The sequence below is a fragment of the Arthrobacter sp. ZBG10 genome (genome assembly GCF_001238605.1).
Taxonomy (GTDB): Bacteria; Actinomycetota; Actinomycetes; order Actinomycetales; family Micrococcaceae; genus Arthrobacter.
This window is the reverse complement of record NZ_LFQH01000076.1, coordinates 18121-31865: the sequence shown is the minus strand read 5'-3', so window position 1 is coordinate 31865 and position 13745 is coordinate 18121. Positions and strand designations below refer to the sequence as shown.

Below are 13745 nucleotides of genomic sequence, written 5' to 3'. Positions count from 1 at the left end.
CGCCCCTGGAACGTCAGCCGGACCGCACCGCGTCCAAGGCTGAGCGGACGGCTTCAACTGCGATGTCCACTTCCGCCGCAGCGGTGTGCCAGTTGCTCACCGATACCCTCAGGATGTCCCGGTCCCGCCACCGCGAGCCCGACATCCACACCCTGCCGTCGCTGATGATGCGGGCGGTCACGGCCCTTGTGGTGGCATCGTCGCCGAACGCGAGGCACACCTGGGTATAGCCGACGTCGTTCAGGACTTCCACGCCGTCCACACCGGCCAGCCCTGCCGCGATATCCGCGGCCGCCGTCGCGAGCCCCTCGATCTGGGCGGCCACGCCGTCCCTGCCCAGGCTCTTCAGCGCGGCCCACACGGGTACACCGCGGGCGCGGCGTGAAAGTTCCGGGACCTTTTCGAACGGATCGCCGGGGCCTTCGGCGTCGTGGATCAGGTAGCTGGCGTGCAGGCCCATGGCTGAGCGGAGCGCCGAGGCGTCCCGGACAATGGCAATCCCGCAGTCGTAGGGCACGTTGAGGGTCTTATGCGCGTCGGTTCCCCACGAATCGGCGTCCTCGTAGCCGCGGGTCAGGTGCCGGAGCCCCGGCGCTGCCGCCGCCCACAGGCCAAAGGCCCCGTCCACGTGGACCCACGCGCCGTGCCTGCGGGCCACGCTGATGGCCTCGGGGAAGGGGTCGAAGGCGCCCGAGTGCAGGTTTCCCGCCTGCAGGCACACCAACGCCGGGCCGGACCCCGCGGCCAGGGCCGCCTCAAGGGCCGCCGGTTCCAACCGGCCCTGCGCGTCGGCAGCCACCACGTCAGGCCGGCCCAGCCCCAGGTAGCGCAGGCCCAGGTCCACGGTGTCATGCCGTTCCCTGCCCACGAAACACCGCACTTTGGGCGCCCCCGTCAGCCCGTCGCGGTCCACGTCCCACCCGGCATCGGCCAGGAGCCGCCACCTTGCGGCGGCCATCCCGGTGAAGTTGGCCATGGTGGCCCCCGTGGCGAATCCGACGTCGGCACCGGCCGGGAGGCCCAGCAGTTCCAGGATCCACGCCCCGGCGCTCTCTTCAATGGCCGCCATGGCGGGCGTGGCGTAGCGGAGCCCGGCGTTCTGGTCCCAGGCGCTGACCAGCCAGTCAGAGGCCAGGGCGGCGGGAAGGGTGCCGCCCATGACCCAACCAAAGAACCTGCCCGAGGGGATGGCCATCAATCCCGGTTCGGCGGTCCGGGCCAGGAGGTCCACCACATCACCGGCGGGCATCCCCCGGGCTGGTATTGGTCCGCCGAAAGCTGTTGCGAGGTCGTGGGCGGTGGCGCTGGGACCTACGGGCCGGTCAGGAAGGCTCTGCAGCCAGGCAGCCGCATGGCGGGCTGCCGCGTCCAGGGCCGGGGCATACCCGTCGTCGCCGTATGACATACCAGCATGCTACGCCCGGCGGCAGGCCGCCAGGCAGGCGTCAGGCGAAGTTTTCCTGCCACACGTCCAGGCCGAGTTTGATGATGAGGGCAGCCACCACCACCAGGAACACCACCCGGACAAATCTGCTGCCCTTGCTGACGGCGGTCCTGGCGCCCAGGTACCCGCCGGCCATGTTCGCCGCGCCGAGCAGGAGGCCAAGGCCCCAGAGGATGGATCCGTGCGGCATAAAAAACAGCAGGGCGCCGGCATTGGTGGCCATGTTGACGATTTTGGCCTTGGCGCTGGCCTCGAGGAATGCGTAGCCCATGGCGGAGACCAACGCGATCACCAGGAAGGACCCCGTGCCGGGCCCGATCAGGCCGTCATAAAAACCGATGACGGCACCGATCAGGCACGCCACCACATAATGCTTGTGCCCGTCATGGCGCAGCGCCGTGATCCCGCCGATGTCCGGCTTCAACGCCGTGAACAGGGCCACAGCCACCAGCGCCGTGATGATGATGGGCTTGAACACCCCGGCGGGCAGGGTGGCCGCCAGGATGGCACCGCCGAAGCTGCCCGCCAACGCGATCGCCGCCATGGGCAGGGCCGTCCGGAGATCCGGCCGCACCCGGCGGTAATAGGTGGTGGCGCTGGTGGCCGTTCCGAAAATGGACCCCAACTTGTTGGTGGCCAGCGCCTGCACGGGCGTGATGCCCGGGACCAGCAGCAGGGCCGGCAGCTGGATCAGGCCGCCGCCGCCCACCACCGCATCCACCCAGCCGGCCGCGAATCCGGCCAGCACCAACAACAGGAGCGTTGTCAGCTCCAGGGATTCAAGACCCACCGCGGACCCGGGTCAGTTGCCGCGGACGGCTGCGACGACGTAGTCCACGGCCTTCTCTACCGCCACGTTTTCCGCGTCGCCGCTGCGGCGGTCCTTGATCTCCACCACGCCGTCCGCCAGGCCGCGGCCCACGGCGAGGATGGTGGGCACACCCAGGAGTTCGGCGTCGCCGAACTTCACCCCGGGGGAAACCTTGGGCCGGTCATCGTAAATGACGTCCAGTCCGGCAGCTTCCAGGTCCTGTGCCAGCTGGCCGGCGGTGGCGAAGATTTCCTCACCGCGGCCGACGGCGACCACGTGGACGTCCGCCGGTGCCACCGCGCGGGGCCACACGAGGCCCCGGTCGTCGTGGTTGGCTTCGGCCAGTGCCGCCACGGCCCGGGTGACACCCACGCCGTAGGAGCCCATTGTGACGGTGACCTGCTTGCCGTTCTGGTCCAGGACCTTCAGTTCCAGGGCTTCGGCGTACTTCCGGCCGAGCTGGAAGATGTGGCCCATCTCGATGCCGCGGGCGGTCTCCAGGGGGCCGGAGCCGTCAGGGGCAGGATCGCCGGCGCGGACGTCGGTGCACTCGATGGCGCCGTCCCAGCCGAAGTCCCGGCCGGCCACCAGGCCAAAGACGTGCTTGCCGGCTTCGTTGGCGCCGGTGATCCAGGCGGAGCCACTGACAACCCGGGGATCCACGAGGTACAGCATCCCGGCAGTGCCTTCGGCGCCCAGCAGGGCAGCGTCGAGGCTCATGCCGGGGCCAAGGTAGCCCTTGACGATCAGCGGGTTCTTCTTGAGGTCCACATCGTTGGCGGCTTCCAGGCCGATTTCGCCGCTGATGGGCAGGTACGAGCCGATATTGGCCTCAACGCGCTTTAGGTCAACGTTCCGGTCGCCGGGCAGGCCAATGGCCACAAGCTGCCGCTCACCGGTGGGCAGCGTCACGGCGATGACCACGTTCTTCAGCGTGTCCGCGGCAGTCCAGGGACCGCCGTCGGCCTCGCTGCGCGGAGCGAGCTGGTTGGCGGCGTTGACCAGGGTCTCGATGGTGGGCGTGTCCGGCGTATCGAGGACCTCGGCGGCGGGCGCGGCGCTGAAGTCGATGTCCGCGGGCACCACGGTGGTCACGGCTTCGACGTTCGCGGCGTATCCGCCTGCGGAGCGCACAAACGTGTCTTCGCCGATCTCGGTGGGGAACAGGAACTCTTCGCTCCGGGATCCGCCCATGGCACCGGCGGTGGCGGAGACGGGAAGGACTTCAAGGCCGAGGCGCGCGAAGATCTTCAGGTATGCACCGCGGTGGGCAGCGTAGCTGGCGTCCAGGCCGGCGTCGTCCACGTCGAAGGAGTACGAATCCTTCATGATGAACTCGCGGCCGCGCAGCAACCCTGCCCGGGGACGGGCTTCATCGCGGTACTTGTTCTGGATCTGGTAGAGGCTCAGGGGCAGGTCCTTGTACGAGGAGTACAGATCCTTGACCAGCAGCGTGAACATTTCCTCGTGCGTGGGGGCCAGCAGGTAGTCCGCACCCTTGCGGTCCTGGAGCCGGAACAGGCCCTCGCCGTACTCGGTCCAGCGGTTGGTGGCCTCGTAGGGCTCGCGGGGCAGCAGCGCGGGGAAATGCACTTCCTGCGCGCCGATGGCCGACATTTCCTGCCGGATGATTTCCTCGACCTTGCGCAGCACGCTCAGGCCCAGCGGCAGCCAGGTGTAGATGCCGGGCGCTGCCCGCCGGATGTAGCCGGCGCGGACCAGGAGCTTGTGGCTGGCCACCTCGGCATCGACGGGATCTTCACGCAGGGTGCGCAGGAAAAGCTGGGACATTCTTTGGACCACGGGTGGTATCCGTTTCTGGGGAGGTGCTGGATCAGCAAAGCCGGGCATGTTTTGTCTGGGAACCAATCTACCGGTTCCGCGCACCCTATCCCGGCGGCGACCTGCCCGCCTCAGTAGAGCCACGCCCGGTACTGCAAAGCCCCTGGCCCCCAAAAGGCTGGTCATCGCATCCGGGCGTGGCTCAACGCCGTGACCGCCGTTGTTCCGGCGTGGACCGCTGAGACCGCCCACGCCACTCCAGCGCAGCTAGGTCGAACCTATGTGATGCCGCCCACATTCACAAGTTTCCTCTTGGCTACCGACCCATTGACCCGGACCTTTCGCGGGCTTAACTTTAATTCATCAGGTGATGAATTAGGTGCGGTGGTACCTGGCAGCCTGCTCCCCCGCATGGAGGCGGACATGACTCATTCGGCAGCAGCCGGAAACGGCATCGGGACGGCCGGCGTGGCGGTCTCGGCCCGAGGCCTGCAGGTAATCCGGGGGAAAATCCCCGTGCTGCGCGGCCTGGATTTCGAGATCCCCTCGGGCCGCATCACCGGCCTGCTGGGTCCCTCAGGTAGCGGCAAAACCACCCTGATGCGGGCCATCGTTGGCGTTCAGGTGGTCTCCGCCGGAACGGTGCAGGTCCTTGGGCTGGCTGCAGGTGACCCAGCCCTGCGGCACCGGGTGGGTTACGTGACCCAGTCAGCCAGCATCTACCCGGACCTGAGCGTTGAGGCGAACGTCCGCTATTTCGGCGCCATGCACAAAAAGAAGAAAGCCGATGTCGCGGAGGCGATTGCCGCCGTCGGACTCGACCAGTTGGCCAGGCGCAAGGCGGCCGATCTCTCAGGCGGGCAGCTCAGCCGGGTGTCGCTGGCCTGCGCGCTGGTGGCGCACCCCCGGCTCCTGGTCCTGGACGAACCCACGGTGGGCCTGGACCCGGTGCTGCGTGCCGAACTTTGGGAACGCTTCCGGGCCATGGCCGATTCCGGCACCACCTTGCTGGTATCTAGCCACGTGATGGAGGAGGCCAGCCACTGCGGGACACTGCTGCTGCTGCGCGAAGGGGAACTGCTGGCCCGGCTGACGCCGGCCGAATTGAGCCTGCGTGGCCGCAGCCAGGACCTGGAGAAAGCATTCCTGGCCATCATCCGCGAATCGGAGCAGAGGGTCGACGCCCTGGACGGGAAGGTGCTGTGATGGATGCTGCAATGCTGATGGCCACCGCCCGGCGGGTCCTGGAGCAACTGCGCCACGACCACCGCAGCGTGGGCCTGATCCTGGTGGTTCCCGCGCTGCTGCTGACCGCCGTCTACTTCCTGTATGAAAACGAGACGCTCCTGCCCGGCCAGCCACGGACCTTCGACAGGGTTGGCCTGATGATGCTGGTGATCTTCCCGTTTGTGGTGATGTTCCTGGTCACCTCCATCACGATGCTCCGGGAACGGACCACCGGGACGCTGGAGCGGCTGCTCACCACGCCGGTCCACAAGGCGGACCTGCTGTTCGGCTACGGCCTGGCGTTCTCCATCATGGCTGCCCTGCAGTCGCTGGTGGCCACGGCCGTGGCGTATTGGATCTTTGGCCTGGCGATCAAGGGCTCCCCCGGCTATGTGGTGCTGATCGCCGTGCTCAACGCCGTCCTGGGGGTGGCGCTGGGGCTGTTGTGTTCGGCGTTTGCCCGGACCGAGTTCCAAGCGGTGCAGTTCATGCCGGTGGTGGTGGTTCCACAGATCCTGCTGTGCGGGCTTTTTGTGGCCAGGGACCGGATGAACGAGGTGCTGGAGGCAATCTCCAATGTGCTGCCGCTGACGTTTTCCGTGGACGCGCTGCAGGAGATCGCCGGAAATGAGGCAGCGACGGAACGGCTCTGGCAGGATGCGGGCATTATGGCGGCCATCGTGCTGGGCGTCCTGGTGCTGGCCGCGATGACGCTGCGCCGGCGCAGCGCGTGAGTCCATCCGCCGGCGGTACCGGCGGCACCCGGCGCGGCCGCCGTGGCGGCGCCGGGGCTTCCCGCGCCCACATCCTCGATGCCGCCCGGCGGTTGTTCGCAGAACACGGGTTCGAGGGGACCAGCCTGCGTCAGGTGGCCAGGCTGGCCGGGGTTGATCCCGCCATGGTCCATCATTTCTTCGAGAGCAAGGAAGAACTTTTTACGCTCAGCGTCGAATTGCCGGCCGATCCCGAACTGGTACTGGCCGGGGTGTCCGGCTCCGACCCGGAGCACCGTGCGGAGCTGATTGTCCAGGCAGTGCTGCGGCTATGGGAAAGCCCTGCCCAGCCGAGCCTGGTGGCGTTCATCCGCGGGACCCTGGGATCCACGGCAAGGACCGCGCTGCTGCGCGACCTGGTCAGCCGCAGGATCATCCGCCGTGTGGTGACCGGCCTGCCCGGGACACCCGCGGAAGTGGCACTCCGCGGGGACCTGGTGGCAACGCAGATGGTTGGCCTGATGATGGTGCGCTACGTTATCCGGCTGGAACCGCTGGCGTCCGCGGCACCGGCGGAGGTGGTCCGCCTGATAGCCCCGAACGTCCAGCGGTACCTGACCGGTGACCTGGGTCCCGCGGCCGGCTTACCGGATGGCGCCGGCCCTAAGTGATGGCGCCGGCGTTACTTGATCAGCGCGGCGGCGGAGTCGAGCAGCGCGCCGGCCCGTTCCGCGGCATCAGCTTCGGTGGCTCCGCCGGTGGCCACAGACGACACCAGGACACCGTTCTTGGCCACCATCGCGGTCACCACGGACTGCACGGTGCCACCCGGAACCGTGGTGTCCGTGCGGTAGGCCACCGTGTCCGGCGAGGTGCCAACGCCGTCGAGGACCTCGATTTTCACCGCGACCGCGGTTCCCTGCACCGTCATGGTCATTTCAGCACAGTTCTTCAGGTCGGCGCCCTGGGACATGGCCTTCTCCAGGAAGGCCTGGTCCTGGCCGGAAACCAGGGACAGCGCAACCACGCCGCCGGTGGCCGCGTCGGTGCTCTGGCCTGCGGCCAAGGCGAGGCCTTCGGCGTCCGGCACCGTCCCGCCGGCGGCCAGCTGCTTGCACTCTGCCGGCTCCACCTCGATGGAGGAAATCAGTTCCTTGGTCTGGGCCAGGGTGGTTTCGACGTCAGTGACGGGCAGGATCTGAAGTTTGTTGCCGGCCGTGTCCTCAAGCTGTTCGAGGATGCCAGCCAGGTCAGCCGCCGTGTATTCCTTGGCCTCTTCGGTCTTGGCCGGGTCGCTGGCGGCCGCTGCGGATGAGCCGCCTGAAGCCGGGCCGCCGGACGCCGAAGCGCCGTCTGCCGGAGCAGCTGCAGGGCTTGAACATCCGGATACAACAAGTGCGAGCAGGGCTGTCGCCCCGAGTGTCAGCGGTGCCGTGAACTTCATCATTTCCCCCAATGGATTTAAAGCAGGACCCGATGGCCCACTAGAAAAGCACTGTAGCGAAAGTTCCCACCTGCCGGAAGCCGACACGTTCATAGGTTGACCGGGCACGGGCGTTGAACCCGTTGACGTACAGGCTGGTTACAGGCGCGAAGGCACGTGCGTGTTCCACCACGGCGGCCATATAGCCGGCACTCAGGCCGCGGCCGCGGTAGTCCGGGTTCATCCAGACGCCCTGCACCTGGGTGGCGTCCTGGGTGACAGCGCCGAGTTCGGCCTTGAACACCACGTCCCCGGCGTAGTTGAGGTGTGCCAGCGAGTGTCCCTGCCGGATGAGGCCCTCCACCCGGCGGCTGTAGAACTCCCTGCCGCCAAGGAACGGCGAGTAGCCTACTTCCTCTTCAAACATGGCGGCGCATGCGGGCAGGATCCGGTCAAAGTCGGCCAGGTTGCCCCGCTGCAGGCCCGGATTGGGTTCCACCTGCGGCGGACCGGCAATGGTCATCAGCGGTTGCTCGTCCCGGACCTCGTGGGCGCGGTGGCCGCGCTGGACCAGTTCGGCGTGGAGGGCCAGCACGGCCGGCGCCGGACCGAAGGCCGAGGCGTAGCGGCGCCCTGAGGTGCTGGCCACCTCAGCCACGGGGCCGGCCAGGGCAGGATCCAGCTGGACCGGGACCAGGTTGGCCCCGGCCCAGCAGGCACCCACCAAGATGCCGTCGTCGAGGACTCCAATGATCCCGGCGCCGCCGGTGGTGGGCGCGGCCGTCCCCGTCGTTTTCAGGTGCGCCAGGATAAACACGTTGGTGACGGGGTCCTGCTCCGCGAGGCGGCGAAGGGCAGCCGTGTCCTGGCTGTCCAGCGTCCGGACCGAAATACCCGGCGGGTCCGGGGCGTCCTTACGAGACGCTAACCACGGGGCTACCCTTGACAGCATCTTCGCCATCGGCCTCCCCCATCTCTTCCGCGATACGCATGGCCTCTTCGATCAGTGTCTCAACAATTTCGCTCTCGGGCACAGTCTTGATGACTTCGCCCTTCACAAAGATCTGGCCCTTGCCGTTGCCTGAGGCCACACCAAGATCCGCCTCGCGGGCCTCGCCGGGACCGTTGACAACGCAGCCCATGACGGCCACCCGCAGCGGGATCTCCATGCCCTCCAGGCCGGCGGTGACCTGCTCAGCGAGCGTGTAGACATCCACCTGCGCGCGCCCGCAGGAGGGGCAGGAAACAATCTCGAGCTTGCGGGGGCGCAGGTTCAGCGATTGCAGGATCTGGTTTCCCACCTTGATTTCCTCCACCGGCGGGGCGGAGAGGGAAACCCGGATGGTGTCGCCGATGCCGCGCGAGAGCAGGGCGCCGAACGCGGTGGCTGACTTGATGGTGCCCTGGAAGGCGGGGCCCGCCTCGGTGACGCCGAGGTGCAGCGGCCAGTCACCCTGCTCGGCCAGCATCTCGTAGGCGGCCACCATGATCACGGGATCATTGTGCTTCACGGAAATCTTGAAGTCGTGGAAGCCGTGTTCCTCGAACAGCGAGGCTTCCCAGACGGCGGATTCCACCAGGGCTTCGGGGGTGGCTTTGCCGTACTTCTTCAGGATTCCCGGTTCCAGCGATCCGGCGTTGACGCCGATGCGGATGGAGGTGCCGTGGTCCTTCGCGGCGCGGGCGATTTCCTTGACCTGGTCATCGAACTTGCGGATGTTGCCCGGGTTCACGCGGACTGCCGCGCAACCGGCCTCGATGGCGGCGAACACGTACTTGGGCTGGAAGTGGATGTCCGCGATGACCGGGATCTGCGACTTCCGCGCGATGATGGGCAGCGCCTCGGCATCGTCCGCGGACGGGCAGGCCACGCGCACAATGTCGCAGCCGGACGCCGTCAGTTCAGCAATCTGCTGCAGCGTGGCGTTGATGTCGGTGGTGGGGGTGGTGGTCATCGACTGCACGCTGATGGGCGAGTCCGAGCCCACCCCGACAGAGCCGACCTTGATCTGGCGCGTCTTGCGGCGGGGGGCAAGGACGGGCGGCGGTGCTGACGGCATTCCCAGGCTGACCGAGGTCACGAGAGGCTCCTTGAGTTTGAGGGGTGGAGAGGGGCTACGCGCTGTGTCCGGCCAGCTGGCCGGTCACGGGTGACCATTCGGTGATCCGGGTGCCGGCAATCACGCCGGCGGCGGCGAAAGGATCCTGCTTGAGGATCGAATTCAGCGCTGCCTCATCGGCTGCCTTGAAAATGAGCAGCGCGCCTGCGCCGTCACCGTAGGGGCCACTGGCCAGGATGGCGCCGTCGTCCGCGAGGCCTGCGGTCCATTCCCGGTGGGCCGGCCGGGCCTGGTTCCGGTCTTCGGTGGAGTTGGCGGTGTACACGTACTCAACGGCAAAAACTGTCATACCGATACCCTATCTCCACTCCGGCCCGCACATCCGCCCGCCAGGCTTGTGGGCCGTTCAGGAGAGGAAGAGGACCTTGACCACGGCGCCGGTTCCGGCGGCCCAGAGCATCGAGGTCAGGGTTCCGATGATGAACCGCTCCGCCGCGACAGGAGTTTCCTTCAGCTCGGCGAACCGGCCCAGGCCCTTGATGGCCACGATGTAGGCGATGGCCACCGGCTGGCCGGTGAGGATCGCCAGGCACACACCGAGCCGCTCCAGCACACCAATGATCGCCCCGCCGCGCAGGATGCGCTGGCCGCTCCCCTGCGGACCGGGAGCGGACGATGCCGGCTGGTCCCGCGGGGCGGTCAGTTCACCGTCCACGTTCTGGGAACCCCGGTCCGGGGCAGGGCGCGCCGGCCGCACCGGGTCCACGGTGACGTCAGCGGCAGGGTCCTCGGCTTTCCGCCGGGAATCCTCCGCAGCCTTGGCCGCATCCGCCCTTTCGTCGATGGTCCTGGCCACCCTGAAGACCAGCGCCGTGACCGGCCAGCCGGCGAAACCGGCAACGGCCAGCGCGCTGACAACCCAGAAGGCATCCATCAGATCCCCTCCCCTGACGCGCCGGTTCCGGCAGGATTCCCGCCAACCCGCAGGCGGGCGAAGTCCAACAGCATTTCCGCGGCCGGCCTGGCCGCCCATTCCTCCTGCCAGCCGGACCTCAGCACGGTCCGGCTCACGGATTGCTCGGTGATTCCCAGTTCCGCCGCAACCTGCTTCTGGGTGCCATGCCGGCCGGCTCCGTGGCGGTGCAGGGCGTCCACCACCCGCCACTGGGCCTCGGTCCGCTCCTGGACGATCCTGCCCAGGAGCCGCAGCACGGCTTCAGCATTGGCGCATTCACGTGTTCCCATGCCGGCACCTCCGTCCTTGTCCGCCCGGTTCCTTGCTTCCCTGCCCATGGTCCCGGGGACCACTGACAATGGCACCTGCGAGCCGGCGGCCTTGGCCTGTTCCACGGCTTTCCGGGCCGCCACGAATCCTGTTCCGGCCCCCTCCCGGGGGCTCGCGCCGGCGTCGAGCTCCACCGTTCCCACGCCGATGCCCACGTACCAGTGCCCGGTGCGGAGGGCGAACAGGGCGATGTCCACCACGTGCGCGGCGTCCGGCACCACCCCCTGGACCTCGTCGCCCACGGACCGTTCAAAGCCGGTGGGGCCAAGGCGCGCCAACGCCGCAATGAAGTCCGGGACACGGTCCCGGTCACCGGTACTGCCGCGCTGGTCGATGGTCATCACGAACATGCCACAACCATATGCGTCTTACTATTGGGAATCAATCATTTATGACTGATTACCTGAAATCAGCTGTATGGTGCTTTGTCAGCCGAACAGGTTGACGGGTTTGACAATGTCCGCGTAAATCAACAGCGCGCTCATCCCCATCAACAGGACGGCCACCACATAGGTCACGGGCAACAGCTTGGCGATGTCGAAGGCTCCCGGGTCCGGCCGGCCGAACAGCTTGGCCAGCCGGCGCCTCGCACCTTCGTACAGCGCACCGGCCACGTGCCCGCCGTCGAGCGGCAGCAGCGGCACCAGGTTGAAAACGCCCAAGGCAAAGTTCAGGCCGGCCAGGAGCCCGATCAGGGTGGCAATCCTCGCATCCGCCGGAACCTCCTCCATGGCCGCCACCTCGCCGGCGACGCGTCCCACGCCCACCACGGAGATGGGCCCGTTGGGATCGCGTGGTTCCTCGCTGAAGGCGGCTTTCGCCACCCCCACCACGCGGGCGGGGAGGTTCAGGATGACCCCTGCCACCTGCCGGATGTTTTCCCCGGCCATGGGCAGGACGGACGACGCCGGCTGGGGCACCAGCGCGGTCTGCGCACCGATGCCAAGGAAGCCGACGTCCTGGTAGCGGAGGGTGCCGGCGTCGTCGGTTGCCTGGCGGCCGTCAGCGCCCACGATGGGACGCGCGGACAGGACCGGCGTCACGGTGGTGGCCACTTCGGCGCCGTTCCGCTCAACGGTGATGGGAACTTCCCGGCCCGCCGAAGCGCGGATCCTTTCGGTGAGCTGGTCCCAGCCGGTGACGGTCCAGCCGTCGAACGAGGTCACCGTGTCATTGGGCTGGAGGCCGGCCGCCGCAGCGGGCGTCAGCTGGCAGTCTGCCGAATCCGGATCCACGGTTTCGCCGGCAGCGACCTGGCATTTGGAGACATCGGAGATGGTGGTGGTTGCTGTGGGCGAACCGAATCCCATCAAAAGGACGGCCGTCAACAGGATGCCCAGCACGAAGTTCATGGCGGGCCCGCCCAGCATGATGGTGATTTTTTTCCAGACCGGCAACCGGTAAAACACCCTGTTGCCGTCCTCCGGACCAACTTCCTCATGGGCCATTGACCGGGCTTCGGTGGCCAGGGTCTGGAACATGCCGGTGCTGGAGGGCCGGACCGTTCCGTCGTCCTTGTTTGGCGGATACATCCCGATCATGGACACGTAGCCGCCCAGCGGGATGGCTTTGACGCCGTACTCGGTCTCGCCCTTCCGCCGGGACCACAGGGTGGGCCCGAAGCCGATCATGTACTTGGTCACGCGGACCTTAAAGAGCTTGGCAGGCAGGAGGTGGCCCACCTCGTGCAGCGCGATGGAGGCGGCGATGCCGAGTGCCACGACGAGGACGCCGAGGATAAAAAGGAGAACGGTGGTCATGGCGGTGCTGCTGCTTCCTTAGAGACTGCGAAGTGCTAAACGATCCTGGGCGCGGGCGCGTGCCCAGCCTTCAGCATCCAACACGGATTCCACCGTCAGCCCGGAGGAACCTGAATGTTCGCTGAGGACGGCCTCAACGGTGTCCACAATGTCAGTGAACCGGATCCGGCCGGCGTGGAAAGCCGTGACGGCTTCCTCGTTGGCGGCGTTGAAGACCGCAGGGAACGTGCTGCCCTGTTTGGCGGCGTCCTTGGCGAGGTCAACGGCGGGGAAGGCCGCCACGTCCAGCGGTTCGAAAGTCCAACTGGCGGCCTTGGTCCAGTCGCAGGCCGACGCGGCCTGGGGTACCCGGTCCGGCCAGCCAAGGCCCAGGGCGATGGGCAGGCGCATGTCCGGCGGAGAGGCCTGGGCGATCACCGAGCCGTCAACGAACTGGACCATGGAGTGCACCACCGACTGCGGATGGACCACAACGTCGATCCGGTCCAACGGAACGTCGAAGAGGAGGTGCGCCTCGATGACTTCCAGCCCCTTGTTCACCAGGGTGGCCGAGTTGGTAGTGACCATTACGCCCATGTCCCAGGTGGGGTGCGCCAGGGCCTCACTGGGCGTGACACCGTGCAGGCTGTCCCGGGTGCGGCCCCGGAACGGCCCGCCCGAGGCCGTAAGGATGAGTTTTTCCACTTCCCCGGCGGACCCCGCGCGCAGGCACTGCGCGATAGCCGAGTGTTCGGAGTCGACCGGCACGATCTGGCCCGGCCGGGCGGCGGCCTTCACCAGGGCGCCGCCTACGATCAGTGACTCCTTGTTCGCCAGGGCCAGGGTTGCGCCGGACTTCAGCGCTGCCAGCGTGGGCGCCAGTCCGATTGATCCGGTGATGCCGTTCAGGACCACGTCCGCGTCCAGGCCTGCGATGTCCGCGGCGGCGTCCGGGCCGGAGAGGATCCGGGGCCGGTAGCCGGGGCGGCCCGCGGCGGCGGCTGCTTCCGCGATCAGCCGGGCCAGGACGCCGGGATCCCCGGCAGCGATGCCTATGGTGGCGGCGCCCGTGTGGACGGCCTGCCTGGCCAGGAGGTCCAGGTTGGCCCCGCCGGCACTGAGGGCCACAACCTCGAAAAGGTGCGGGGCGCCGTCGACGACGTCAATCGCCTGGGTGCCGATGGAACCGGTGGATCCGAGGATGACGATTCTGCGTGGCTGCATGGGTTAAGTATCCCGCACCAACCTTGACCTCCGGACG

At 67.6% G+C, this 13745-nt stretch carries 14 protein-coding genes; 3 read left to right on the top strand and 11 right to left on the bottom strand.

The features are described 5' to 3' along the window. Positions 1-13: 13 nt before the first annotated feature. From ACU18_RS17230 to ACU18_RS17220, 3 genes are read right to left on the bottom strand one after another with little or no spacing between them, the layout of a single operon-like run. Entirely contained in the window at positions 14-1405 is a 1392-nt protein-coding gene (locus ACU18_RS17230) for a pyridoxal phosphate-dependent decarboxylase family protein (protein WP_050687609.1), read from the bottom strand. 40 nt (positions 1406-1445) lie between these two features. Further along, the gene (locus tag ACU18_RS17225; protein WP_050687607.1) at positions 1446-2234 is read right to left on the bottom strand and encodes a sulfite exporter TauE/SafE family protein; all 789 of its coding nucleotides are present in this window, start codon (positions 2232-2234) and stop codon (positions 1446-1448) included. 12 nt (positions 2235-2246) lie between these two features. Continuing rightward, complete coding sequence (locus ACU18_RS17220; protein ID WP_050687605.1) at positions 2247-4058, bottom strand: proline--tRNA ligase; 1812 nt, start codon at positions 4056-4058, stop codon at positions 2247-2249. A gap of 402 nt (positions 4059-4460) precedes the next feature. On the opposite strand from ACU18_RS17220, the gene ACU18_RS17215 reads away from it, so the two are divergent. The 3 genes from ACU18_RS17215 to ACU18_RS17205 are packed head-to-tail and all read left to right on the top strand — an operon-like array spanning position 4461 to position 6648. Continuing rightward, positions 4461-5243: an ABC transporter ATP-binding protein gene (locus tag ACU18_RS17215; protein ID WP_050687603.1), complete on the top strand. Its 783-nt coding sequence runs from the start codon at positions 4461-4463 to the stop codon at positions 5241-5243. A gap of 11 nt (positions 5244-5254) precedes the next feature. Further along, entirely contained in the window at positions 5255-5998 is a 744-nt protein-coding gene (locus ACU18_RS17210; protein WP_050687601.1) for an ABC transporter permease, read from the top strand. Beyond that, positions 5995-6648, top strand: coding sequence for a TetR/AcrR family transcriptional regulator (locus ACU18_RS17205; RefSeq protein ID WP_050687599.1), 654 nt, complete (start codon positions 5995-5997; stop codon positions 6646-6648). Before ACU18_RS17210 ends, ACU18_RS17205 begins: the two co-directional genes overlap by 4 nt. 11 nt (positions 6649-6659) lie before the next feature. On the opposite strand, the gene ACU18_RS17200 is transcribed toward ACU18_RS17205, so the two are convergent. The 8 genes from ACU18_RS17200 to dxr form a co-directional block, all read right to left on the bottom strand. Next, positions 6660-7424, bottom strand: a complete 765-nt coding sequence (locus tag ACU18_RS17200; RefSeq protein WP_231686117.1) for a hypothetical protein — start codon at positions 7422-7424, stop codon at positions 6660-6662. 37 nt (positions 7425-7461) lie between these two features. Then, on the bottom strand, positions 7462-8352 hold the full coding sequence (locus tag ACU18_RS17195; RefSeq protein WP_050687597.1) for a GNAT family N-acetyltransferase: 891 nt from the start codon (positions 8350-8352) through the stop codon (positions 7462-7464). Continuing rightward, entirely contained in the window at positions 8315-9481 is a 1167-nt protein-coding gene (ispG, locus tag ACU18_RS17190) for a flavodoxin-dependent (E)-4-hydroxy-3-methylbut-2-enyl-diphosphate synthase (protein WP_028272164.1), read from the bottom strand. The genes ACU18_RS17195 and ispG overlap by 38 nt, the downstream gene beginning before the upstream one ends. A 34-nt stretch (positions 9482-9515) precedes the next feature. Continuing rightward, positions 9516-9809 (bottom strand): YciI family protein, encoded by a 294-nt coding sequence (locus ACU18_RS17185; RefSeq protein WP_050687595.1) that lies wholly within the window; start codon positions 9807-9809, stop codon positions 9516-9518. Between the two features lie 57 nt (positions 9810-9866). Beyond that, positions 9867-10394 carry a hypothetical protein gene (locus tag ACU18_RS17180; protein WP_050687593.1) on the bottom strand — a complete coding sequence of 176 codons (528 nt, stop codon included), beginning with the start codon at positions 10392-10394 and terminating at the stop codon, positions 9867-9869. Further along, positions 10394-11095 carry a MarR family transcriptional regulator gene (locus ACU18_RS17175; RefSeq protein ID WP_050687591.1) on the bottom strand — a complete coding sequence of 234 codons (702 nt, stop codon included), beginning with the start codon at positions 11093-11095 and terminating at the stop codon, positions 10394-10396. The genes ACU18_RS17180 and ACU18_RS17175 overlap by 1 nt, the downstream gene beginning before the upstream one ends. A 78-nt stretch (positions 11096-11173) precedes the next feature. Then, positions 11174-12505, bottom strand: coding sequence for a M50 family metallopeptidase (locus tag ACU18_RS17170; protein WP_050687589.1), 1332 nt, complete (start codon positions 12503-12505; stop codon positions 11174-11176). 18 nt (positions 12506-12523) lie between these two features. Further along, on the bottom strand, positions 12524-13708 hold the full coding sequence (gene dxr, locus ACU18_RS17165; protein ID WP_050687587.1) for a 1-deoxy-D-xylulose-5-phosphate reductoisomerase: 1185 nt from the start codon (positions 13706-13708) through the stop codon (positions 12524-12526). Positions 13709-13745: the final 37 nt, after the last annotated feature.